Source organism: Flavobacterium sp. J49 (assembly GCF_011742145.1).
Lineage (GTDB): Bacteria > Bacteroidota > Bacteroidia > Flavobacteriales > Flavobacteriaceae > Flavobacterium.
This window is the reverse complement of sequence record NZ_JAAQQU010000098.1, coordinates 25,810-49,180: the sequence shown is the minus strand read 5'-3', so window position 1 is coordinate 49,180 and position 23,371 is coordinate 25,810. Positions and strand designations below refer to the sequence as shown.

Annotated in this window: 16 protein-coding genes; 11 read left to right on the top strand and 5 right to left on the bottom strand. The window is 37.4% G+C overall.

The genetic code is table 11. The features are described 5' to 3' along the window. Window positions 1-26: 26 nt before the first annotated feature. Window positions 27-353, top strand: coding sequence for a hypothetical protein (locus HA632_RS03300; RefSeq protein ID WP_176305790.1), 327 nt, complete (start codon window positions 27-29; stop codon window positions 351-353). Here the strand turns inward: HA632_RS03300 and HA632_RS03295 are convergent, their stop codons facing one another. Next, entirely contained in the window at window positions 354-5,372 is a 5,019-nt protein-coding gene (locus HA632_RS03295; protein ID WP_176305789.1) for a fibronectin type III domain-containing protein, read from the bottom strand. Window positions 5,373-5,726: 354 nt separating this feature from the next. On the opposite strand from HA632_RS03295, the gene HA632_RS03290 reads away from it, so the two are divergent. From HA632_RS03290 to hemL, 4 genes are all read left to right on the top strand, one after another. Next, on the top strand, window positions 5,727-7,523 hold the full coding sequence (locus HA632_RS03290) for a T9SS type A sorting domain-containing protein (protein WP_176305788.1): 1,797 nt from the start codon (window positions 5,727-5,729) through the stop codon (window positions 7,521-7,523). A gap of 91 nt (window positions 7,524-7,614) precedes the next feature. Beyond that, window positions 7,615-8,508: a 1-aminocyclopropane-1-carboxylate deaminase/D-cysteine desulfhydrase gene (locus HA632_RS03285; RefSeq protein WP_176305962.1), complete on the top strand. Its 894-nt coding sequence runs from the start codon at window positions 7,615-7,617 to the stop codon at window positions 8,506-8,508. After that, window positions 8,501-9,397 (top strand): glucosaminidase domain-containing protein, encoded by an 897-nt coding sequence (locus HA632_RS03280; RefSeq protein ID WP_176305787.1) that lies wholly within the window; start codon window positions 8,501-8,503, stop codon window positions 9,395-9,397. Before HA632_RS03285 ends, HA632_RS03280 begins: the two co-directional genes overlap by 8 nt. A 25-nt stretch (window positions 9,398-9,422) precedes the next feature. Further along, window positions 9,423-10,709, top strand: coding sequence for a glutamate-1-semialdehyde 2,1-aminomutase (gene hemL, locus HA632_RS03275; RefSeq protein ID WP_176305786.1), 1,287 nt, complete (start codon window positions 9,423-9,425; stop codon window positions 10,707-10,709). Between the two features lie 52 nt (window positions 10,710-10,761). Here the strand turns inward: hemL and HA632_RS03270 are convergent, their stop codons facing one another. From HA632_RS03270 to lysS, 3 genes are all read right to left on the bottom strand, one after another. Continuing rightward, window positions 10,762-11,091, bottom strand: coding sequence for a hypothetical protein (locus HA632_RS03270; RefSeq protein WP_176305785.1), 330 nt, complete (start codon window positions 11,089-11,091; stop codon window positions 10,762-10,764). Between the two features lie 68 nt (window positions 11,092-11,159). Beyond that, entirely contained in the window at window positions 11,160-11,597 is a 438-nt protein-coding gene (locus HA632_RS03265) for a hypothetical protein (protein WP_176305784.1), read from the bottom strand. Window positions 11,598-11,702: 105 nt separating this feature from the next. Next, window positions 11,703-13,394, bottom strand: a complete 1,692-nt coding sequence (lysS, locus tag HA632_RS03260; RefSeq protein WP_176305783.1) for a lysine--tRNA ligase — start codon at window positions 13,392-13,394, stop codon at window positions 11,703-11,705. Between the two features lie 177 nt (window positions 13,395-13,571). Here lysS and HA632_RS03255 point away from each other — a divergent pair, with 177 nt between their 5' ends. Together HA632_RS03255 and lipB are read left to right on the top strand one after the other, a co-directional pair. Then, window positions 13,572-14,417 (top strand): hypothetical protein, encoded by an 846-nt coding sequence (locus HA632_RS03255; RefSeq protein WP_176305782.1) that lies wholly within the window; start codon window positions 13,572-13,574, stop codon window positions 14,415-14,417. After that, window positions 14,417-15,142 (top strand): lipoyl(octanoyl) transferase LipB, encoded by a 726-nt coding sequence (gene lipB, locus HA632_RS03250; RefSeq protein WP_176305781.1) that lies wholly within the window; start codon window positions 14,417-14,419, stop codon window positions 15,140-15,142. The genes HA632_RS03255 and lipB overlap by 1 nt, the downstream gene beginning before the upstream one ends. On the opposite strand, the gene HA632_RS03245 is transcribed toward lipB, so the two are convergent. After that, on the bottom strand, window positions 15,139-15,738 hold the full coding sequence (locus HA632_RS03245; RefSeq protein WP_176305780.1) for a ribonuclease HII: 600 nt from the start codon (window positions 15,736-15,738) through the stop codon (window positions 15,139-15,141). The two genes, lipB and HA632_RS03245, sit on opposite strands and share 4 nt — an antisense overlap. A 186-nt stretch (window positions 15,739-15,924) precedes the next feature. On the opposite strand from HA632_RS03245, the gene HA632_RS03240 reads away from it, so the two are divergent. The 4 genes from HA632_RS03240 (at window position 15,925) to HA632_RS03225 (ending at window position 23,371) form a co-directional block, all read left to right on the top strand. Then, window positions 15,925-18,996 (top strand): SusC/RagA family TonB-linked outer membrane protein, encoded by a 3,072-nt coding sequence (locus HA632_RS03240; RefSeq protein ID WP_176305779.1) that lies wholly within the window; start codon window positions 15,925-15,927, stop codon window positions 18,994-18,996. 20 nt (window positions 18,997-19,016) lie between these two features. Then, entirely contained in the window at window positions 19,017-20,555 is a 1,539-nt protein-coding gene (locus HA632_RS03235; RefSeq protein WP_176305778.1) for a RagB/SusD family nutrient uptake outer membrane protein, read from the top strand. Between the two features lie 11 nt (window positions 20,556-20,566). Continuing rightward, window positions 20,567-21,382 carry a hypothetical protein gene (locus tag HA632_RS03230; RefSeq protein ID WP_176305777.1) on the top strand — a complete coding sequence of 272 codons (816 nt, stop codon included), beginning with the start codon at window positions 20,567-20,569 and terminating at the stop codon, window positions 21,380-21,382. Between the two features lie 84 nt (window positions 21,383-21,466). Next, window positions 21,467-23,371: a S8 family serine peptidase gene (locus tag HA632_RS03225; RefSeq protein ID WP_176305776.1), complete on the top strand. Its 1,905-nt coding sequence runs from the start codon at window positions 21,467-21,469 to the stop codon at window positions 23,369-23,371.

Genomic DNA, 23,371 nt, shown 5'->3' with positions numbered 1-23,371 from the left:
GTACAAATTTAAAGACTTTATCAGTAATGATACTAATTGTTTCGAAATATTTAATTCCGAATGGCTACAGAGGATTGACGGTTTTTCCGTTTGTTTTTTTGAAGTCTGCGAATAGTAAAAGTGATTTGATATTGCTTACCCATGAAAAAATTCATTTGCGTCAGCAATTGGAGTTGTTGATTTTGCCTTTTTTTATTTGGTATGGTTTAGAGTTTTTGGCGCGATGGTTGAAGTGCCAAGATAGAAGTTTGGCTTATCGTAAAATTTCATTTGAACAAGAAGCCTATGCTAATGAAAAAAACCTTCACTACTTAAAGCAAAGGTCTTTTTGGAAGTTTTTGAAATATCTTTAATTAGTAAATTACTTTTTTGATTACAGTTTCACCGTTTTGTAATTTTATGTTCAACAACAAACCGGCATTGTTTTTTCTCAAATTGGAAAGTGTAAAGAAATTGGTGTTGATATTATGGTAAGTGTCTAATTTTTGCCCCAGTATATTGTATACTATGATGGATTCCATTTGAAGATTATTGGAGCTTACCGCCACTTCATCCTTTACAATAACATTTACTGGGTTGTTGGTTGAAAACTCAGGATTACCCAAAGCATTACTTTGATAAACAACCCTAAATCGGTCGTGTATCATGCCATTTGCTGATGTGAATTGGTATGGGCTTGCTTTCAAATCGTGGGTGATGTTTAATAAACCATCTTTTAGATAAATGTTTTGATTGTTGAGCAGTCCGTCAATGGCCGCCAAGGCAATCGTATGGTTTCCGCTAGTTGGAATATTAATACCGATTGGCACCTCGTCATTGATATCAAAAGGTAAAGCCCTACCTTGTATAGATAGTTTGGCATCGTCTAATAAGGAATAAATGGCTATTCCACCGGTATTTTGCGTAATACAATCAAAGAAACTATCGTTGCCCATAGTGGCATTTTCGATGTACCCGAACAAGGTTCTGTCAGAATTGTTATTAGAGTCAATAATGTCTAACCATATTCGGTTTCTTTCTAAGTTTTCAACATTAATACTATTCGAAACATTGGAATTTGACAATCGATAGAATGTACTGTTACTGTAAGTGTTGCTTCGTAAACTGTTGGTAAATGTAATGTTGTCTGATGCAGCCGGACCATCAGTCATCTGAACAAAAAATCCTTGACCTGAACCAATAAACAAATCAGCACCGGCAGTCGGACAACAACTTGTTCCGGTAAAATTATAGGTTAAATAATCGCCCGGACTGTAGTTGTAAATAAAAGTATTGTAAAACGGACTGGCAATTATATCCGGTAAAGTACCATGTGTCCACAGTTTGACATTTCCCATGATTTTGGTGTTGTTGTCAAATAAAAATTGGCTAGCTCTGATGGCTGAAGGATAAGGATTTCCTAATAGATTCCAGTTGTCGCTATAATTTGAGATTTCTGAACCATTGATGCCCACATGATATGAGGTATTGGTGTCATTTCCTCTGGCAATAGGGACTGTAATAATTCCGTTATTAGGCACACCTGTAAAAGATCCGTTAAGAGTTGCGGCTACTGTAGAACTGAAATTGCTTGGACCGCTGGCAATGTATCCTTTTCCGGCAATCATGGCATCACCGCCGGCATTTTCCCAATTGCCTTGTCCGCCATTGGTATTGGCTACTGTGGTATTCCATTTGTACATTCCCCAAAAGGTTAGCGGAGCAGCAATATTACTTAAATTGTAATTAGCTACAGGAGATGACCAATAAACATAATCCAAACTTCTCATAGTAGCGTCTCGTTTGTAGATAATGTTTCCGGTGTTGGCAACGTTGTTAATTTGAACCAAGCTTGCACTACTATTGATTGTAAATGTTCCTGTGGTTGCTACATTTACCCAATCCGTAACAGTGAGACTATTGTTTGAATTTATAGTTAATATTGCTCCGTTCAGAATAGATAATGTTCCGGCTAAAGCACTGTAATTTGTCCCTGAAATCAAAGGGTTATTAGGAGTTACAGGAATAATAACACAATCACTACTGTTCGGAATGGCAATATTGGGTGTCCAATTGCTTGGTTTGTTCCAATCATTGTCTACGGTGCCGTTCCAAACTTTACTAGCGCCAACAGTGACTGTAGTTTCATCAGTTATTTTCAAAGTGGAGCCACTACAAAGAGTGTAAGTAACCTCCGCAGTATAGGTTGTGGTAGTAGTTGGACAAATGCTTAAAATGTTACTAGTCCCAAGAACGGCTCCACTTGTTCCGGAACCTTGGTACCATTTTACGGAGGCTATTGGTGCTCCTGAAGGACTAAATCGCCAAGCTTCATTGGTAACTGTCCAGTTGGTGTCTAATCCGTTTCTGTTAGGAGCAACTACGGCTTGTGTTCCGTTCGCGTTTTGAATACCAACGATGGCATTTCCGCTGTTCCAAGAAGCACAAACATTTTTTTCTTCAATGTAGACTTCAATGATATTGGTGTTTTCATACAATACAATCATTCCGGTATACAATTGGGCATTGCAACTGGAAGAGAACATCGGGATGTCATTCCATGAAGCTACCAAAGCTCTACAGCCTGTAGATAAAGTTATTAATTCCCAGCCAACTTCACCGCCTTTGCTAGGGTCAATATCATGATAGACTCCAAAAATGGTATTTAAAAATAAGGTATTGTTCGGAAGATTGTTGGCAAATGACCATCCGCTGTAACCTCCGGGTGTATTATTAGTGAGGTCAAAGGTAATTGTCCCGTTTGAGCCTATTAAACATTGACTGTAATTGGTGCCATAAAAACAGAAGTTAAACGGCAATGTAACAGTTGGCGACCATACATCATCAACATTGATGCTAACAGAGTTTTGTAAGCAACTAAATTGGTATGGCGGATTATAAGTAATCGGTTGAACAGTATAGTCAGTCGTTTGGTTTAATTGTAAATAAGTAGCTTCTAAATCAACGCAAGTTGAAGAAATACAAGCGTTCACCGGATTGGGGTCGGCACCGCTCAATCCTAAACCTCCTGCAACAATCACAGGGCAATTATTGCTGGTTCCGCCATTTCCGTTGCCACTTGTACAAGGGATGTTTGATGTAACACAAATGGAAAATGTGCCTTGTCCGGAAGTACTGCTGTAACTGTAGACTCTCACATAGTATGTACTTCCAATGGTTAGACCTGTTAGGACAGTTGATTCGTTGGAAGAGATAGTGTCGTCAACACAATCAAGACTAACTAAACTACCACAATTTCCACTGAAAGCCTGTATAACGGCATCAGATAATGTCGTGGGTGTTACAGTTACAGTATGAGAGGTTGTTGTTGCAACAAAGCTGTACCACACATCATCGTCAGCAGTTCCGGCACAACCGGTTTGAGATTGCGAAGCGCCTAGAGTAGTACCTGCGGTGTTTGTACTGCAAGTAGTGGATGGATTTACGGTTAAAACAATTGCTCCGCTACAATTGTCGTTGGCCGGAGGCGTCACCGGACAGTTCAAAATAAAACTCACATTGCCGCCAGCAGAACTCTCAGGGTCTAATAAAAGGTAATATGGCGTTCCGGCAGTTAAACTGAAATACGGACTGTTTCCTGTGCCCGAGAGGTCATCAATACAAGTCCAGCCAATACCGTTACAGCCCGAAGAAACGGGTTTGAATTGGTAGTCAATATAGGCGAATGAGCTAGCTTGAGAAATGGAATAATTTCCGGTTGTTGTTGGTGTGAACGTGTAAATCTGTTCTTGTCCGGGAGTTGTCCAACCACATGCTGAAGTGCCATAGGCGCCAGTTCCGGCAACAATAGTAGTATTTATAGTTGATCCGCAAGAGGCAATGTTCGGAATGGAAGCACAAGGGTTAAAAGGCGTGGTACAGGTTCGGGTAATTGTAAATGTTCCGGTGGTTGTGTCACCAGATAACCAATAGGCTACATACACATAGTATGTCACTCCTAATGTTGCTGTAAAACTAAAGGTCTCTGTTCCGTTAATAGCAGTGTCTCGACAGGCAATATTGGTTAATGAACCACAGGAACCTCTTGATATTGACAACTCAGCATCGAAGCTGGTCGTTGTAACAGCTATAGTATTTAAGTTTCCGTCTCCTGTAAAAGTATACCATTTTCCATAACTACTCATGGTACAGCCTGTATTGTGGGTGAAGCTTGAACTTCCGACAGTTGTTCCTGCTAAGTTAATGGTGCCGCAATTTAAAGTAGCCGCACTTGAACAAGGATTGGCTGCTAAAGTAGTGGCTGATCCGGAAACATAAGAGCTGTTGCATCCGTTACCTGACAAGATTCTGTAATAATAAGTTGTACCGGCATTTAGCCCGGTTATGTTTAAAGTAGTTGTCGGCGCATTGACACTAAAAGGCGATCCTGATATATTATTGGTATATCCGACATCAGTTGTGACTTGAACATGATAGGTGATGGCATTTGCGGAGCCGCCAGTTGGTGCAACCCAATTTAAAGTAAACCCTCCGGATGTTATGCCGGCGGGAGCAACTGAGTTTGGTACAGCCGGACAAGTTATCGCATTGCCGGTTAAAGCTCCCGAAGCGTTATAGACCGGTCCGCCTGTGCAGGAAGTATTATTGTAGGCGTAAATAAAATAGTAATATCGGTTATTTTCTGTTAAACCTGCATCTGTTATGGAGGTTGAGACTCCCGATTGTACAAAAGTCAATCCGGCACCAAGTGTGGCAATATTAGCTGCCGAATAGACAGTTCCGTTTGTAGGTTGGGATGGAGGTGTATTAGTCAAAGAGCGAATAACTAAAAAGCCATTTGCACTACCCGAAAAGGTTGCGGGAATCGTTGTTGAGGTCACTGTGCCCAAAGTAAATCCGGAAGCTTGTGCTGTTGGAGCGATACAAGGTGAAGTAGCTGTAACACAAATGCTGTTTAAAGCCATATTGCTCGAGCCTACATTTACAACTTTTATGTAATAGATTCCATTGCTTAATGTTTGTGTAATCGTTTCTGTTTGTGCTCCGTTAGTGTTGGTGGTATTGGCGCAATTTATCTCTGTCAATCCGGTACAAGCGGCTGTAGAAGAGATCAATTGTAAAAACAGATTTCTATTGCCTGAATCAGCGGTAATGGTGATATCTAAGGGTCCGCCGGAAACGGTAAAAGTAAACCAGCCTTCTCTGGCAAAAGTACCTAGACAAGTTCCTATGTTGGGGATATCTTGCGTTGTATCACTAATGGTTACAGCGGTTGTACAACTCCCATTGATAGTTAAGGCTGTGGCGTTAGAACAAGTAGTTCCTTGGGCGTAAATAGTACTTGAAAAACAACAACTCAAAAAAAAGATACAACTTAAAAAGAATTTTTCAAGGCTATTGGTTTGGTGTTTTAAAGGGTAATGGTGCCTCATTAATAATTGTCTTTTTTAAGTTTTATTTTAAAATCTAATAAATTTTAACTAATTACTTGTGTTATTCTTTGTTAAAGTAAAAATATATTGAAAAAAACTTTTTAGGCTATTTTTTTCTGAGTTTTTCAGCACTTTTAGATTAAGTGTATTTAAATTTCGACCAATGATTAATTAAGTTTAAAAAAGAAAGAATTGACTTATTTTTTAATTTAAAATTTTAAGCTTTCCTGCTAAAAGGTCATGTCTTTCTGTTGAGTAAAATCTGACTCTGTGGGGTGAAAGTGAAGTTTTAAGAAAAAAGTTATATCTTAGCGGTTGTTAATTTTTTTGTTAAGCATTTAAGATGAGTGTGTTATGGGAAAGGTGATTTTTGTTGCGGTTTTATTGTTTGGTTTTTCCTCTTTGGCCCAACTCTATGTTAGTCCAAATAGCTATGTTTTTGTAAAAAATGAATATGTTTTTGTTAAACAAGATGTCAATCTTGAAAATAATGCAATCATATTCTTAAGGAACGAAGCGCAACTTTTGCAAGGAACAACAGGTAGTTCTACAAATAAAGGACAAGGTCTTTTGTCTGTTTTTCAAGAAGGAACTTCTGATAATTTTGATTACAATTATTGGTGCTCACCTGTAGGAAATGCTTCTACATCAACCGGCAATGAAAATTTTGGGATTACAATGATTCAACTTCCTTCATCGGTTATTAACAGTTCGCCTGCAACTATGCTTACTTCGAGTTATGATGGGTTGTCGAGTAACGGCTCACTATCCATCGCTACTTATTGGATTTGGAAATTCTTAGCGGGTGCCGATTATTCAGAATGGATACAATCTGGTGCCAATACTGATATTTCAGCCGGACAAGGCTTTACCATGAAAGGAACCAGTGGAACAGATAATACGAACATTGGGGAAGCTACAGTGAATAATCCCGGTGGTGCTCAGCGGTATGATTTTAGAGGCAAACCCAATGATGGAAATATCACAGTAAATGTTGCCACCGATAATTTAACATTGACGGGGAATCCTTACCCATCTGCCCTACATGTGAATGCCTTTTTATTGGATCCAAGCAATACTGATTGTACGGGGATTGCCTACTATTGGGAACACGATAAAACGGTAGATTCTCATTTGTTATTGGCTTATCGTGGAGGATATGGAACTTATGCTCCTGTGAGTACATCCCCAACAGAATATGGCATTTATGTGCCTGCTACATTTGATTCTTATAATATTGATGGCACTATTAATACGACAGGCGCATCTTCAGGATTGTCTATTCAGAGAAAATATGCACCCATCGGGCAGGGTTTTATGGTAAAAGGAAAGGCAAGTGGCAGTCCGGTTGCAGTGACTTTAAAAAATAGTCACAGGGAATTTTATAAAGAATCGGATGTTTATTCAGAGTTTGAAAGAAATGTCAACAATTATATAGCTTCTACTCAAAGCCCGACTGCTGATCAAGCGGCACAAATTCGTTTAAATACCATTATGAATAACCAATTTACCAGACAAATTGCCTTGGTGTTTTTGCCGACAGCAACTGACGGAATTGATAGGGGAATAGATGCCAAATCGCCGGTAGAAGAAACCATTCCAAATGATGTGTATTTCTTTCTAGATAATAATAAATATGTGATTCAAGGAATTTCATTTGATGAAAACAAAAGAATTCCTATCGGTATAAAGGCGACTGACAATGCTACCTTTAAATTTGATGCCTCAATGGTGGTAAATTTTGATGATTCTCAGTCGATTTTTATGTATGATGCCCAAGACAATAGCTATCATGATATTAAAAACAGCACTTACGAAGTCGTTTTGTCAAGCGGAGTTTACAACAATCGCTTCGAAATTACATTCAAAGATGCCAATTTAAACAGTCAGTCCGATATCAAATCTGACTTGATTATTTCTCAAAATAATGCTTCACAAACGCTTACTGTTTCTAATCCCAATTCATTGGATTTAAAGACGGTTAAGCTTTTTGATATCACCGGAAAACAAATTTTTGACCAACAAAGATTAGGGGCGCAAAACACCTATGAATTTTCCACTAGTGGTATGGCAGAAGCCGTTTATTTAGTTGAGATTGTAACCAATGACAACAGGAAAATGGCACAGAAAATCATAGTTTCTAACCGTTAGTAAACAAGTTAAGAGCGATTTTTAAATCGCTTTTTTTTATCCCAAGACTTTAGCGTTTCGTATCTTTGTCAAAAGCCTTTTTTTGGAAAGCATTAATCAAAAAATCGAAATTAAAAATTCTGACATCACGCTCTATCTTAAGCGTGAAGATTTATTACATCCTTATCTTTCCGGAAATAAGTACAGGAAACTGAAGTACAATTTGGTGCAGGCTAAAGCGCAAAACAAAACAACTTTGTTAACTTTTGGCGGGGCTTTTTCCAACCATATTTTAGCCGTAGCCGCTTCCGGTAAAGAAATGGGTTTTCAAACTATTGGAGTCATCAGAGGAGAAGAGTTGCGTGATATAATTGCAGAAAATCCCACTTTACAAAAGGCTCAAGATTTCGGAATGGTTTTTGAGTTTGTTTCAAGAGCTGCTTATCGGGACAAAAACAGAGCAGATTTTAATAAGATGCTGGAAGATAAATACGGCGATTTTTATCTCTTACCCGAAGGCGGAACCAACGATTTGGCCATAAAAGGTTGTGAAGAGATTTTGACCCAAGCCGATGAAAGCTTCGATTATATCTGCTGTGCGGTGGGAACCGGCGGTACGATTTCGGGAATAATAAATTGTTCAAAAAGTAGTCAACAAGTTTTAGGATTTCCGGCACTTAAAGGTGATTTTTTAAAGGAAGATATTTGTAAATTTGTTCAGAATCCAAATTGGGAGCTGGTGACCGACTATCATTTTGGAGGTTATGCCAAAGTGACGCCGGAATTAGTTTGCTTTATAAATGATTTTTATCAAAAACACCAAATTTCATTAGACCCAATCTATACCGGGAAAATGGTATATGGCATTTTTGATTTGATTGAAAAAGGATGGTTTTCCAAAGGAGCCAAAATATTGCTTATTCACACCGGCGGATTGCAGGGAATTGCTGGAATGAACATGTTGTTAAAACAAAAAAACCAAATCGAAATACAAACCTATGATTAAGAAATTTTTTTTATTGCTGCTCATGATTTTTGTGGCTTCTTGTGGTTCCAACCAATCAGTAGTCAGAACCTCTCAACCCGATCCGAGAAAAACAACAACTCCTGTTGCACAAAGGGTCAAAAAACCCATTTTGAGACCTAATCAGCCCAAAAAATCTGAAGAGGTAGTCAACTCATCTAACTCTTCAAAGCAAAACAATGCTTCTTCAAGTGAGATTTTAGAAGCCACAACCCGAGTTAAGGTTACCACTGAAATGGTTTTGGCCTATATCGATAAATATAAAATTTTGGCCAAAGAAAACATGCAAAAAACTGGAATTCCTGCGAGTGTAACTTTGGGACAAGCTATTTTAGAATCAGGTGCTGGAACAGGTCCGTTAAGCATGCAGGCTAACAATCACTTCGGAATCAAATGCCATAAAGAATGGACAGGGCCTAGTATCCGTTACACCGATGATGAAGAAAACGAATGCTTCCGAAAATATGACGACCCGAGTGGTTCATTCCGCGACCATTCTTATTTTTTAACCAGTCGTCCGCGTTACGCTTCTTTGTTTCAATTGGGCAAAGATGATTATGTGGCTTGGGCCAAAGGTTTAAAAGCGGCCGGTTATGCCACCGATCCTAAATATCCTGAAAAATTAATCGGATTAATAGAGCGCTACCAATTAAGTAAGTATGACGCGGAAGTGTTGGGCAAAGCTTACGTTCCGGTTATAACCAAAAAGGAGATAGCCTATACGGATGAGGTTCAAAAATATACCGTTGTTAAAGGAGATACCTTATACTCTCTTTCCAAAAAGTTTAATATTTCAATAGAAGAGTTAAAGAGAAAAAATAATTTAACCGATAATTCTTTGTCTTTGGGACAAACAATTATCGTTAAGTAGAATCAAAACAAAATTACCTTAAACCATGATTTATCAAAGAAGCAGTCAGTTGTTTGCTGAAGCTGAAAAAGTAATTCCCGGCGGTGTAAATTCTCCGGTAAGAGCATTCAAAGGAGTAGGAGGAACGCCCATTTTTGCCAAAAGCGCTAAAGGTGCTTACCTCTATGACGAAGACGACAACCGATTGATTGACTACATCAATTCTTGGGGACCAATGATTTTAGGACATGCTTTTCAACCGGTAGTCGATGCCGTAATTGAAAAAACCCAAAAAGGAACTTCCTTTGGGATGCCTACGGAATTGGAAACCAAAATTGCTCAATTGGCCATTTCGATGGTGCCCAATATTGATAAGATTCGTTTTGTAAATTCGGGAACTGAGGCTTGTATGAGTGCTATTCGCTTGGCAAGAGGTTATACCAAAAGAGATAAAATCATCAAATTTTCAGGCTGTTATCATGGTCATTCAGATTCGTTTTTAATTGCGGCAGGCAGTGGCTTGAGTACTTTTGGGGTGCCCAACAGTCCAGGAGTTACCCAAGGGACGGCTAAAGACACCTTGTTGGCCAGCTATAACGATATTGAAAATGTAAAGGCTTTATTTGAAGCCAATAAAAATGAAATTGCCGCTATTATCATAGAGCCGGTTGCCGGAAATATGGGTTGTGTACCACCAAAAGACGGTTTTTTGCAATCGCTTCGTGAAGTTTGTGATGCCAATGGCGCTTTGTTGATTTTTGACGAAGTAATGACCGGATTTCGGTTGGCCAAAGGCGGCGCACAAGAATTATACGGAGTAACCGCTGATATTGTCTGTTTCGGAAAAGTAATTGGCGGCGGATTACCCGTTGGGGCATTTGCAGCGCGTAACGAAATTATGAATTATTTGGCGCCGCTAGGGCCGGTTTATCAAGCGGGAACTTTATCGGGAAATCCATTGGCGATGGCTGCGGGATTGGCTATGTTGGAAGCTTTGAACGCTGATGGGGGAATCTTTAAAAGACTTGAAGAGAAAACGGCTTATTTACATAAAGGAATTGACAATGTTTTAAAGGAGAACAACATTGTTTTTACCATCAACAGAGTAGGTTCGATGATTTCAGTTCATTTTGATGCGAACCCTGTAGTTGATTTCCAAACCGCCAAAAACGGAGACAACGAAACTTTCAAGAAATTTTTCCACGGTTTGTTAAACGAAGGCGTTTATATTGCACCTTCGGCTTATGAAACTTGGTTTATAACCGATGCTTTGACCTATGAGGATTTAGATTTTACCATCAAGGCGATAGATAAAGTGGCACAAACACTGTAAAATAAAAAAGTCCTTTCGTTTAGAAAGGACTTTTTTATTTTTGAGATTAACCTTAGTTAATTAACTTCTTCAATAAGTCAGGATTTTTATCCAATTTTTCCATTTGAACTCCATCTAGTGAAGCTCTGATTTTGGCTTCTATCACTCTATTTAATTCAGCTTTTCTTTCAGCAGTTAGAGTTTTGTCTTCAAGAGTCTTGTGTTTTAGTTCAAACAATCTGTAAAAATCATCACTTTGAGTTGCGCTCAATCCCAAGAATTGGGTTAACTCAGTAGCATCTTTTTTTCCTTTTTCAGAAGCAGTCAATTCTTTTTTGTCTTGTGCATTTGCATTTATTGAAAATGCTAACATTAATGTTAAAGCAGCAATTAATTTTTTCATTTTTTAGATTTTTAGAAGGATAATGACTCCAAAGCTAATTTATTTTGACCTAATCTCAAAATTTATTTTTATTTATCCTCTTTAATTGGGTCCAATTTGCCTTTCCCTCTGCGTTCGCTCATTCTTACTTTTACTTTGGCTTTCTTTTCTTCACGGTTTTTTTCCCATTTGGCAAATTGATCCGGAGTCAGAATTTTTTTCATATCAGCCGTCAAAGCAGCTTGGTGTTCTTTGGCTTCAGCCAATCTTTCAGCTCTTACTTGCTCCTTTTTTTTATCCATTTCGGCTTTTTTTGCCTCTCTTTTTTCAACTTCTTTGGTTACAATGGCACGAACTTCTTTGGCTTGCTTTTCATTCAAATCCAAATCCTTAGTCATTCTTTTTACTTGAATGTCCACTTTTTCCTCTTTGGTTAATTTTTCTCTTTCCGGTTTTCTTTCTTTTTTTTCTTGTGCCAAAGTCGTTATGCTTACAAACAACAATAAGGCTAAAAATACTTTCTTCATTTTTTGATTTTTTAAAATTATACCGGTAGGACGACGACAAATCCAAAAGGTTTAAAGCTTAACAAAACTTTATAAAAAAAGGAACTCATTTGAGTCCCTTTAGTATTAATTCAAAACTACTGTTTTGTTATCTCCGTCCACCATTACTTTGGTTAAACCGTGTTTGGCCAAACCTTTCATCGCGGCATCCCATTTTTTACCGCTCAATTGGGATTGTTCTTTTAGTTGTCCCAGAGCTTGGTTGTTTTCTGTTTTTAATAAACCGATGATTAATTTTTCGTCTTCGGTCAATTCAATTTGTTTTTTCTCCGGACGCATTTGCGGGAAGAAAAGAACTTCTTGGATAGAAGCGTTATTCGTTAAGAACATGATTAGTCTGTCCATTCCGATTCCCATTCCTGAAGTTGGTGGCATGCCATATTCCAAAGCTCTTAAAAAGTCGTTGTCAATAAATTGCGTAGCCTCGTCATCACCGCGTTCGGCCAATTGCAATTGGGCTTCAAAACGTTGTCTTTGGTCGATAGGGTCGTTTAATTCAGAATAAGCATTGGCAATTTCTTTTCCGCAAACCATCAATTCGAAACGTTCGGTTAATTCGGGATTGTCACGGTGTTCTTTACAAAGCGGTGACATTTCTTTTGGATAATCGGTAATAAAAGTGGGTTGGATAAAATTGCCTTCACATTTGGCTCCAAAAATCTCATCGATTAATTTGCCTTTCCCCATTGTTTCATCCACTTCAATGCCCATTCCGCGTGCGGCTGCAAAAATTTCGGCTTCGTTTTTACCCGAAATATCAAAACCGGTAAATTGTTTAATAGCATCAGTCATTGTAACTCTGGCGTAAGGCGCTTTGAAATTGACTTTGTGTTCCCCGAAAACTGCTTCAGTGGTTCCGTTTACTTCTTTGGCACAATACTCCAATAAGTTTTCGGCAAACTCCATCATCCAGTTGTAATCTTTATAGGAAACATAAATTTCCATAGCCGTAAATTCAGGGTTGTGCGTTCGGTCCATACCTTCGTTTCTGAAGTTTTTGGAGAACTCATATACACCGTCAAAACCTCCGACGATTAATCTTTTTAAATATAATTCGTTCGCAATTCTCATGTATAGAGGAATGTCTAAACTATTATGGTGTGTGATAAACGGACGTGCAGCGGCACCGCCGGCAATCGATTGCAACACCGGAGTTTCCACTTCCATGTAACCGGCAGCGTTGAAAAAGTTGCGCATCGCCGTGAACAACTTGGTTCTTTTGATAAACACTTCTTTGACGTGCGGATTGACAACTAAATCTACATAGCGCATTCTGTAACGCAATTCGGCATCATTAAAAGCATCGTGTATGTTTCCTTCTTCGTCTTTTTTAGGCAACGGTAACGGACGTAAAGTTTTGCTTAAAAAAGTAAACTTGTCTACACGAACTGATTTTTCTCCTACTTTGGTTAAAAACAATTCACCTTCAATGCCTATGAAATCACCTAAGTCAGTCAATTTTCTGAAAACCTGAGTGTATAAAGTCTTGTCTTCACCCGGACAAATCACGTCGCGGTTAAAATACAACTGAATTCTGCCTTCGCTGTCCTGCAACTCCACAAACGAAGCTTTTCCCATGTCTCTGTCGCTCATTATGCGCCCGGCCAATATAACCTTCTTTCCTTCTTCGAAGTTTTCCTTAACCTGTTTTGACGTATGGTCAACGGGAAATAAATCCGCCGGATAAGGGTTAATGCCTAATTCGCGCAAAGCGTTTAGTTTTTCTCTTCTGATGATTTCTTGTTCCGAAAGTTGCATATCGTATTGTATTTAAGCGTGCAAAGATAGGGATAAGTGTTAAAGTTTCAAAGTGGCCAAGTGGCAAAGTGTTTTATTTTTGGAGCGAAAGGTTTGGGCTTCATCAGCGGGCCGTTTTCCCGCTTTGCAATCGGGGCTAATTGGTAAATCATTTGTATATTTGGCAAAATTAATTTTATGAAGTATATCAAACTTTTACTCGTTTGCACAGCGGTTTTTTGTTTTCAAAGCTGTAAAATAACCGAAACTTTATTGGTCAATGAAGATGGTTCGGGAAAATTCAATTACGAAATGGATGCGTCTCCCTTAATGGAAATGGGCGGAGGTAATTTTGGTGCCTCTGATGACAGTAAGTCTAAAAGAAAGAAAAGAAAAGGCAATGCTGAAGTTCGAGAAAAGAAGATGATTGATAGTACTTTTATGTTTAAGGAAGTATTTGCCGACAAGCAAGACAGTATAGCTAAGCTTTCCCCTGAAGAGCAGGAACGATTCAGAAAAATGGAAAACTTTGGCATCAGAATTTTAATGAATGAAGATGCCAAGCAGATGTCGTATTCCCTTTTTTCTAATTTCAAAAGTATTGAAGAATTAAAAGATATGATTTCGCCGGTAAAAACATTAAAGGAATCGGGTATTGCTCCTAATAAAGGAATGACCGATGCGGCCAAAGCCGAGGCACAAGAAAGTTCTTCTACCACTTATTTTTACGATGGAAAAACTTTTAGAAAAATTGTTTCTGAACTTGACATAAAAGAAACGGAAGAACAAGTTAAAGGCGAAGACACAGCTTTGACAACAGAGGAAAGCGAAAGTCAAGAAATGGCCCAGGTTACAGAAGCCATGAAAGAGTTGTTGGGAAAATCTAGTTACAAAGTTGTATATATTTTTGCAAAACCGGTAAAAAAGGTTTCCATTCCGAATGCGATTTTGAGCGAGGATAAAAAAACGGTAACTATCGATTATCTATTTGAAGACTATATGAAAAAACCGAAGTCATTAGATATTGAAATTGAATTCGAGTAATGAATAAAAAAATCCAACTTCAAGATTTAGGTAATAAAGATTACAAGGCTACTTGGGATTATCAAGAGATGCTTTTCAAGGAAATTGTCGACCTCAAATTGCAAAAGAGAACTCAGCCTGATTTAATAACATCTAATTATTTTCTTTTCGTAGAGCATCCGCATGTTTATACTCTTGGGAAGAGTGGTGACATGTCCAATCTTTTGCTTTCCGAAAAGCAGTTGGAAGCCAAAGGCGCTACCTTTTATAAAATCAATCGTGGCGGTGACATCACTTATCACGGTCCGGGACAAATAGTCGGTTATCCCATATTGGATTTAGAAAATTTTTTTACCGACATCCATAAGTATTTGCGATTTTTGGAAGAAGTCATCATCATGACTTTGGCAGAGTATAATATAATAGGTACAAGAAGTGAAGGTGAAACCGGTGTTTGGCTTGATGTGGGCACACCATTTGCCAGAAAGATTTGTGCAATGGGTGTTAGAGCCAGTCGTTGGGTAACTATGCATGGTTTTGCCTTGAATGTCAATGCCAATTTAGGTTATTTTGATAATATCATACCGTGTGGCATCAAAGGCAAAGCGGTAACTTCAATGCATGTCGAATTGGGCCGTGAAATTGATGAAGAAGAGTTGAAAGCAAAAATCACCAAGCATTTTGCTGTTCTCTTTGAAGCGAAATTTGAAACTTCTGAGATTAAAAGTTCTCAATCATTACTTTAAAACTCCAATTTCAATTGTTCCGGCAATAATCGAAATGACATTCGGTGGTATTTGGTTATACCATATTTTCTGATGGCTTCTCGGTGCTCTAGGGTTGGATAGCCTTTGTTTTTTTTCCAGTTGTACATAGGGAACTCTTCATGAATTTTATTCATATACTCATCGCGATAGGTTTTGGCTAAAACCGAAGCAGCAGCAATGCTTAAATATTTACTGTCTCCTTTTATAATGGTGGAAAAAGGAATGTTGTTAATCGGTTTAAATCGGTTCCCGTCTACAATAATATAATTAGGTGCAGGGCTTAGTTTGAGGATTGATTCTTGCATGGCTCTTATAGAGGCATTCAAAACATTGATTTCATCAACTATTTTATGATCGAGATGTGTTACACTAAAGCTGACAGCTTGTTCTTCAATCAAGGGTTTTAATTGTTCTCTGATTTTTTCAGAAAGTTGTTTGGAATCATTTAGTAATTCCAATTTAAAATCTTCCGGCAGGATTACGGCAGCAGCGGTGACCGGTCCGGCCAGGCAACCTCTGCCGGCTTCGTCAGTTCCGCATTCAAAGGCAAAATCTGAAAACTTATTTCGTAACATTGAATTTTTTTATAAAAATATTAAAATTGACGCAACCAAATTAAGTATTTGCATCATTAATACAATTAGTTATCAATTTCAGCAAAATATTTAACACTTGTGCAATTTTATAAATAACCGTTAATATTTGGTTAATTAAGAAATAATTAAGAAGTTTGCAGAATAACTAACTCAAATAAAATTAATATGAGATCGAAGTTCAAATGGATTTTTACGCTTTTATTGGCGTTTACAATGCAGTTTTCGTTTGCACAAGAGAAAACTGTGACTGGAGTTGTTTCAGATGTAACTGGACCACTTCCTAGTGCAAATATTATTGTTAAAGGGACAAAAAACAGTACCCAAACTGATTTTGATGGAAAATTCTCTATCAAAGCAAAACCAGGTGATGTTTTAGTAGTTTCTTTTACAGGTTACAATTCGCAGTCTATCAATGTTACTGCTGCGAATACTTACAATGTTACTTTATCCGAAGGGGTAAGTTTAACAGAAGTTGTTATTGTTTCTGAGGGGTATAACCGTGCAAGAACAAAAGCAACCACCACTTCAGCATTAACTACTGTAACAGCAGAAGTAATCGAAAACAGACCAAATGCCTCTTTCTTGAATTCATTGCAAGGAACTGCGCCGGGAGCTTCGATTTTGTCTTCTTCTGGTTCACCGGGTTCTGCTAAGATTGATCTTTTGATTAGAGGAGCTTCTTCATTAAATGCGTCTACTGACCCACTTATTGTAATTGATGGAGTGCCTACCAATGGAAATCAATTTAGAAGTCTTAACCAAAATGATATCGAAACCGTATCAATTTTGAGAGATGCTGCTGCTACATCAATTTATGGTAACAGAGGTGCTAACGGAGTTTTGGTAATTACTACTAAACAAGGTAAATACGGATCATCTCTAAAAATCACTTATGATGTTGTGAATGGTGTTAACGTTCTTCCAAAGAACAAATACAACATGTCTAACTCAAGACAAGTGTTAACTATTGAGAAAAACAAAAATACTGGTCTTGGAGCTACATTAACTGATGCTGAGATTGCTGATTATGCAGTAAATACTAACTGGAGAGATGAGTTTTTTGGAGTTGATATTACACAACAACACAATTTAGGATTAACCTTTGGTGGAGAAAATGTATCAACTTATTCTTCTTTTGGTTATTTCAAACAAGGGGGTATGGTTCCTACTACAGATTTCCAAAGGTTTACTTTTAGAAATAACTTAAACGGTAAATCTAAAAATGGTAAATTTACTTATAACTCACAGTTGTCTTTGGCTTACTCAAGAAGAAATGAGTTAAACCAAGAAACAAATAGCGGAGTAAATAACAATACTATTCAAAATCCACTTCATGGTAGTGTAATGGGATTGCCTTATGTTGCTGCAGGTCAATACGCTACAGGACAGGATTTGTATGATGCCATTGGGACAGATTTCTCAGGGCCTAACGATACTTATGTATTGGAAGATATTCTTAAAGAAAATAGCTTGCCAAGTTGGGCTGATGAGAGTGCAGTATTAGCAAATATCTCAGCTTCTTACAAGTTGACTAACGATTTGACATTATCCAACAGATTTGGTATAGATTTCAAGCAAAGTGATAGAGTGTTCGCAAGAGCGCCATGGTCTTATTTAGCCATTGCTGTTAGAGAAAGTAGAGCAGAAGAGTTTGGAGGTTTTGAGAGAATATCTGCTTCTAAAGACTTTACATTTACTAACATTGTTAGTTTAGGTTATTCTAAAAAAATCAAAGAAAAACACAGAATTGATGCTAATTTGTATATGGAATATATGAAGGCTCATTTTAGATCTTCATTCCAAAACCAAAACGGTTTGAATCCATTAACATATGCTCCTGGCGCAGGAACTGGTTATGTTGCCTTCAATCCGGCAACTCCTAACTCTTATATTTCAACCGTTTCTGCCTCTAAAGTTGATGCTGGTACGTTATCTTATTTTGCTACTTTAGATTACGATTACAATGATAAATATGGTTTTGCTGCAGTAATCAGAAGAGATGCTACTTACCGTTTTGTTGAGGACTACAAATGGGGTACTTTCTGGTCAGTTTCAGGAAGATGGAATGTTGATAAAGAGAAATTTATGGAAGGTTCTATCTTCTCTATGTTAAAATTGCGTGCTTCTTACGGAACACAAGGTAATCAAAACATTTTGGCTCCAGGTTATGGAACAAACCCATTATTGTTAGGAACTAGTATTGTAAGAGATTTAAATGCTACCGGAGCCGGATACAACAATGATCCTGGTATTTTTGTTTCAAATATTGCTAACACTGATTTAAGATGGGAAGAAATTTCTCAAGCTAACATTGGTCTTGACTTTATTATGTTGAATAACAGAATTGAAGGTAATATTGATGTGTATAGAAAACAAACCGAAAAACTATATAGCGACATTAATCGCTCTGCTGCAACAAGTCTTTATTCTCAAAATGGGAATAATGGTGGTCTAAGAAATACAGGTGTAGAGTTACAATTGAAATACAATGTATTCAAAAACAAACCTCTTGATTTGCAACTTTTTGCGAACATGGCCTACAACAAAAATGAAATCACTTCTCTAACGCCAACTGATCAATCAGGTAATGCTTTAGTTAACAATGTGGGTGATATGGCTTATCAATGGAACTTGATTCCTTATGTTGGAGTAAATCAAGCGAATGGTAATTTATTATTCTTAGATGCTGATGGCAACGTAACAGAGAATCCTGATTTAGTGGCTGATCGTAGATTAACAGGAAAAAGTTCGGTGCCGGTATACCAAGGTGGTTTTGGTTTCAATGCTACTTACAAAGGTTTCTTCTTAAACACTTTGTTCTCTTGGACAAAAGACGTTTGGAGAGTTGATAACCAATTGGCATGGGCTTACAACGTTGATTTCATTGGAGACGATAACGTTTCTTCTGATTTATTAAACGCTTGGACGGCACAAAATCCTACCAATTTCCCTGCTTTGAATGCTACCAATGGTTCTACATACGGATCAACAGCAACAGACAGATTCTTGTATGATTCTTCTTTCTTGAGATTTAAAAACTTAACTTTTGGATATAACTTCCCTTCAAATTTCTTAAAAGGGACATTTATACAAAGTTTACGTTTGTATGCACAAGCTGAAAATTTATATACTTGGACAAAATGGAGAGGTTTTGACCCAGAAAACACTCAAACTTTAAGTGTTACTGCTTTCCCTAATCCAAAGACAGTTTCTTTTGGAGCTAGCATCAGATTTTAATTTAAATAAAACATAATTTTATGAAAAGTATAAAGAGTTTAATAATAATTTTGGGTTTAATATTCTCAGTATCATCCTGTAATGATGCTACGGATATTGTTCAAGACGGTGAGTTAGGTAATAACGTTACCTTCAGAACCGTAAGTGACCTTTCTCAATTCCTTAATGGTTCGGTGTACTCGAGTTTAGGGAATACTAATGAAATCATGCTTTCTGCATCATTTACGGATGAATGTGGTATCGGACCAAACAATGGAGGTCAAGAATTACAGTTACACCGTTTCAATTTAAACCAAAGTACAGGTTATGTGTCAGGTTTGTGGATTGGTCACTATACTGTAATCAACAGAGCTAACAGGTTAATTGAAGCTGCTGAGCTTGTTACGCCTGTAGTAAACGATGTAATTGATGAAACCGCAGAATACAATTCTATCATTGCTGAAGCAAGAGCTATCAGAGCATATTCTTATTTCCAATTGTTAACTTATTTCTCAACTGATTTATCAGATGATAGTGCATTGGGAGTAATGTTGTTTGATTATGTTCCTGCTATTGATGAGAAGTTGCCAAGATCAACTAACGGTGAAGTATTTGCTTTAATCGAAAGTGATTTAGCTTTTGCTGATGACAATTTAATCAATCGTACAGGTGCTTCTGCTTACAAGTATGCCTCTACTAACATGATTAATGCTTTAAGAGCCAGAATGTACTTGTATAGAAAGAACTATACTTTGGCTAAACAATACGCTCAAGCAGTTCTTGATACTTCTGGATTGGTTTTAACTCCTGCCACTCCTTATGTTGCTGCTAATTTCTATAATGAAAATACAACTAGTAATCCATACAGAAGAATTTGGGCTGATTTAAGTCAAGGTGAAGTTTTATTTGCGCTTTCAAGACCTTCAGGTGGTTCTTGGGGTAATATAGCAGGTGGTTTCTTTTTCAATACTACTACTGCTACCGGTGGAGCTTTCTTAGATATGGGTAGAAATTTATTTAATGAGTTACGTCAAGTTAGTGGTGATATCCGTGGGCTTGCTTTTGTTGACCCAACTTCTTTGATCAATCCTGCTTATCTTACAGCTGATGACCGAAATACAACGGACGTATTGGTGATTGATAAATATCCAGGAAAACCTACTCAGCCATTGAGAAATGATATCAAAATCTTCAGATTGTCTGAAATGTATTTTATCTTAGCAGAGTGTGCTGTTGCTGAAAACCAATTAGGAATTGCTGCCGGTTATATCAAAAATATTCGTGATGCCAGAAACAGATTGGGTGCTCAACCTTTACCTTCTTATGCTGACCAACAACAAGCTTGGGCTGATATCTTGAAAGAAAGAAGAAAAGAATTTTGTTTTGAAGGATTCAGATATGTTGATATAAAACGTTTAGGGGTTTTAGCTAATCAAAGTATAGACAGAAACATTACTGACGATTTAATTTTAACATTGCCTACTACGATTTCGAATACTGATTATAGATTTACGTTGCCAATTCCTCAAGATGAGATTGCCGGTAATCCTACTATTCAACAAAATCCAGGATATAATTAAAAAAAGAAACTATGAAAAAAATTAAATTATTAAGTTTACTAGCCCTTTTTTCAGCGGTAGCTTTCACTAGCTGCACCGATGACGATAAAGGACAAAGAGTGTACAAAGGTGATGCTTTGTTAAATTTCCATAACGGTGTTTCTAGAGATGTATTTGTTTTTTCAGGTACAGGTTTCACTGAAATAGATATCGATTATGGTGTAGTTAAGGCTGCAGCCGGGACAAATACTGTGTCTATGGTTGTAGATACGGAAACTTCAACCGCTGTAGAAGGAGTTGATTTCGTTATCATCAATGGTACTGATGAATTAGTTGATGGTGAATTAACCGGTCAATTTAAAGTGAGATTCCTAGAAGAAGGTGCTGTTCAAGCTGGTAAAGTGGTTAATTTCAAGATGTCTTCTCCTACTTTGGAAAGTGCTGCATTTAACAACACTTATACAGTAAATGTTAGCTTGTCTTGTGAAATTACATCTTTTGTTGGTGATTTTAATGCAACTTCATGGTGGTTAGGTACATCAACACACACCGTTGCTGTTGGTCCTGCTGCAAACACTATTCAGATTAATGATTTTTGGGAAGATAATGCTACGGCACCAAACTTTATTTTGTCTTACAATGATTCATTCGTTGTGACATTTGCTGAGCAAAATACTGGTTATTTCGTAGCTCAATACAATGGATATATTTGGGCTAGAATGTCAACAGACGCTTCTCAAGTATCTTCTTTCAATCCATGTACCCGTACTATGACAGTTTATGTGAATTATTACATTCCTGGAGTTGGTTCTTATGGTAACAAACAAGAAGTTTTTACCGGTATTTAATCCAAAAACAGTCAACAAATATTTAAAAAAAAAATCCTAACTTTGTTAGGATTTTTTGATTTATAAAATATATTATTAAAAGCTATGAAAAATACTATGAAAATTGCTTTTGTGCTGATGTTTACTTATACTGTCAGCTTCTCGCAATCTTTTTCTCAAAGACAAGACATTATCAAAGAAACAGATGTTGCTGCTTTGAATCTATTATCAGAGTCATTTAACTTTGAGTATTTACAACGAAAAGAAAGAATCGAATCTTATCTTTTATCTCATCCTGAAGCCAAAAGAGTTTTGTATTTGGATGGTGTGAAAAAAGAGATTTATGATGTTATAAACAACACAGAAGTTCTTTATTATTCTACATCCAATTTCAATGCTGCACGAACCGCACGAACGGACCGTTTGTATTCAGGTGGTAGTTTGGGATTAAACATTCAAGGTCAAGGTATGTATGCTTATGTATGGGATGGTGGTTCTGCTCGAAATACACATGTTGAATTTCCAAATGGTAAAGTGATCAGTCTTGATGGTTCTGCTTTTGAAGACCATGCAACTCACGTTACCGGGACAATTGTGGCACAAGGAATTACTGCTAGTTTAAGAGGTTTGGCATTCAACGCAAGTGCTTTTTCATTTGATTGGAATAACGATTATGCAGAAATGGCAAATCAAGCGGCCAATGGAATGTTAGTGTCTAATCACTCTTATTTTATAGGTGCTTCACAAACTACTCCTTGGAATTTTGGAGCTTACGATTTAAGAGCAAGGCAACTAGACCAATTAACTTATGCAGCTCCTTATTACTTAGCGGTTACTTCAGCAGGAAATGATAGAAATGACTATGAAGATAATATAATTGGACCTTATTTGACGGAAAAATATGGTTACAACCTCATAAGAGGAATGCATAATGCTAAAAATGTAATTACTGTTGGTGCTGTAAACCAAGTTTTAACTTATTCAGGTCCCGGTAGTGTTGTGATGTCGTCTTTTAGTAGTTGGGGTCCAACAGATGACGGAAGAATCAAACCTGAAATCGTTACCAAAGGGGTTTCTGTTAGATCAACTGTTGCTACTTCTGATACCGCTAATAGTGTAATGCAAGGAACATCAATGGCATCTCCCGGAATTTCAGGTGTTTCGTTATTGTTGCAACAATATTATGAATCATTGTTTGCGAATTACATGAGAGCCGCAACGCTAAAAGGTTTGATGATGCACACCGCTGATGAAGCCGGTTCTTATGATGGTCCGGATTATGAATATGGTTGGGGATTGGTAAATGCAGAAGCAGCTGCCAATGTGATTTTGAAGCACCAACAACAAAATGCAGTGATTTACGAACTTGAACTTGCCAACGGTCAAAGTTATACGCTTAATGTTGCTTCATCGGGTACCAATCCATTGATGGCCTCTATCTCTTGGGCAGATCCGGCAGCCGCGGCAAATACCACGAACGCTATTGATCCTACCAATTCATATTTAGTAAACGACTTAGATTTAAGAGTTTCTAACGGAACAGAAACTTATTTCCCTTGGACATTAAACCCGGCTGTGCCTTATGATGGTGCCGTTAGAAATGCCGATAATTTCAGAGATAATTTTGAGAAAGTACAAGTGGATAATCCAAGTGGGGTTTATACCATCACCATTACCCACAAAGGGACTTTGTCAAACGCACCTCAAAAATATTCACTGATTGTTTCCTCGTTAAATAATATTACGTTGAATAATAACCAATTTTCAGCAGCTGATAACCAAATTATGGTTTATCCTAATCCGGCATCAAGTGTTTTGAATTATGGTAGTCAAAGTTTAGCCGAGATTCAAGAAGTTACTATTAGAGAAATAACCGGTAAAGAAATTTATAAAAGAACTAATGCAGCTGCAACAGATACCATTGACGTTTCTTCTTTAGCATCAGGAGTTTATTTTATTACTTTCAAATCGGATAACGTAGTAACCACTAAAAAATTTATTAAAGAGTAA

Coding starts and splice junctions, on each gene's coding strand:
- HA632_RS03300 (WP_176305790.1), top strand. CDS start 27: ATGATACTAATTGTTTCGAAATATTTAATTCCGAATGGCTACAGAGGA.
- HA632_RS03295 (WP_176305789.1), bottom strand. CDS start 5,372: ATGAGGCACCATTACCCTTTAAAACACCAAACCAATAGCCTTGAAAAA.
- HA632_RS03290 (WP_176305788.1), top strand. CDS start 5,727: ATGGGAAAGGTGATTTTTGTTGCGGTTTTATTGTTTGGTTTTTCCTCT.
- HA632_RS03280 (WP_176305787.1), top strand. CDS start 8,501: ATGATTAAGAAATTTTTTTTATTGCTGCTCATGATTTTTGTGGCTTCT.
- hemL (WP_176305786.1), top strand. CDS start 9,423: ATGATTTATCAAAGAAGCAGTCAGTTGTTTGCTGAAGCTGAAAAAGTA.
- HA632_RS03270 (WP_176305785.1), bottom strand. CDS start 11,091: ATGAAAAAATTAATTGCTGCTTTAACATTAATGTTAGCATTTTCAATA.
- HA632_RS03265 (WP_176305784.1), bottom strand. CDS start 11,597: ATGAAGAAAGTATTTTTAGCCTTATTGTTGTTTGTAAGCATAACGACT.
- lysS (WP_176305783.1), bottom strand. CDS start 13,394: ATGCAACTTTCGGAACAAGAAATCATCAGAAGAGAAAAACTAAACGCT.
- HA632_RS03255 (WP_176305782.1), top strand. CDS start 13,572: ATGAAGTATATCAAACTTTTACTCGTTTGCACAGCGGTTTTTTGTTTT.
- lipB (WP_176305781.1), top strand. CDS start 14,417: ATGAATAAAAAAATCCAACTTCAAGATTTAGGTAATAAAGATTACAAG.
- HA632_RS03245 (WP_176305780.1), bottom strand. CDS start 15,738: ATGTTACGAAATAAGTTTTCAGATTTTGCCTTTGAATGCGGAACTGAC.
- HA632_RS03240 (WP_176305779.1), top strand. CDS start 15,925: ATGAGATCGAAGTTCAAATGGATTTTTACGCTTTTATTGGCGTTTACA.
- HA632_RS03235 (WP_176305778.1), top strand. CDS start 19,017: ATGAAAAGTATAAAGAGTTTAATAATAATTTTGGGTTTAATATTCTCA.
- HA632_RS03230 (WP_176305777.1), top strand. CDS start 20,567: ATGAAAAAAATTAAATTATTAAGTTTACTAGCCCTTTTTTCAGCGGTA.
- HA632_RS03225 (WP_176305776.1), top strand. CDS start 21,467: ATGAAAAATACTATGAAAATTGCTTTTGTGCTGATGTTTACTTATACT.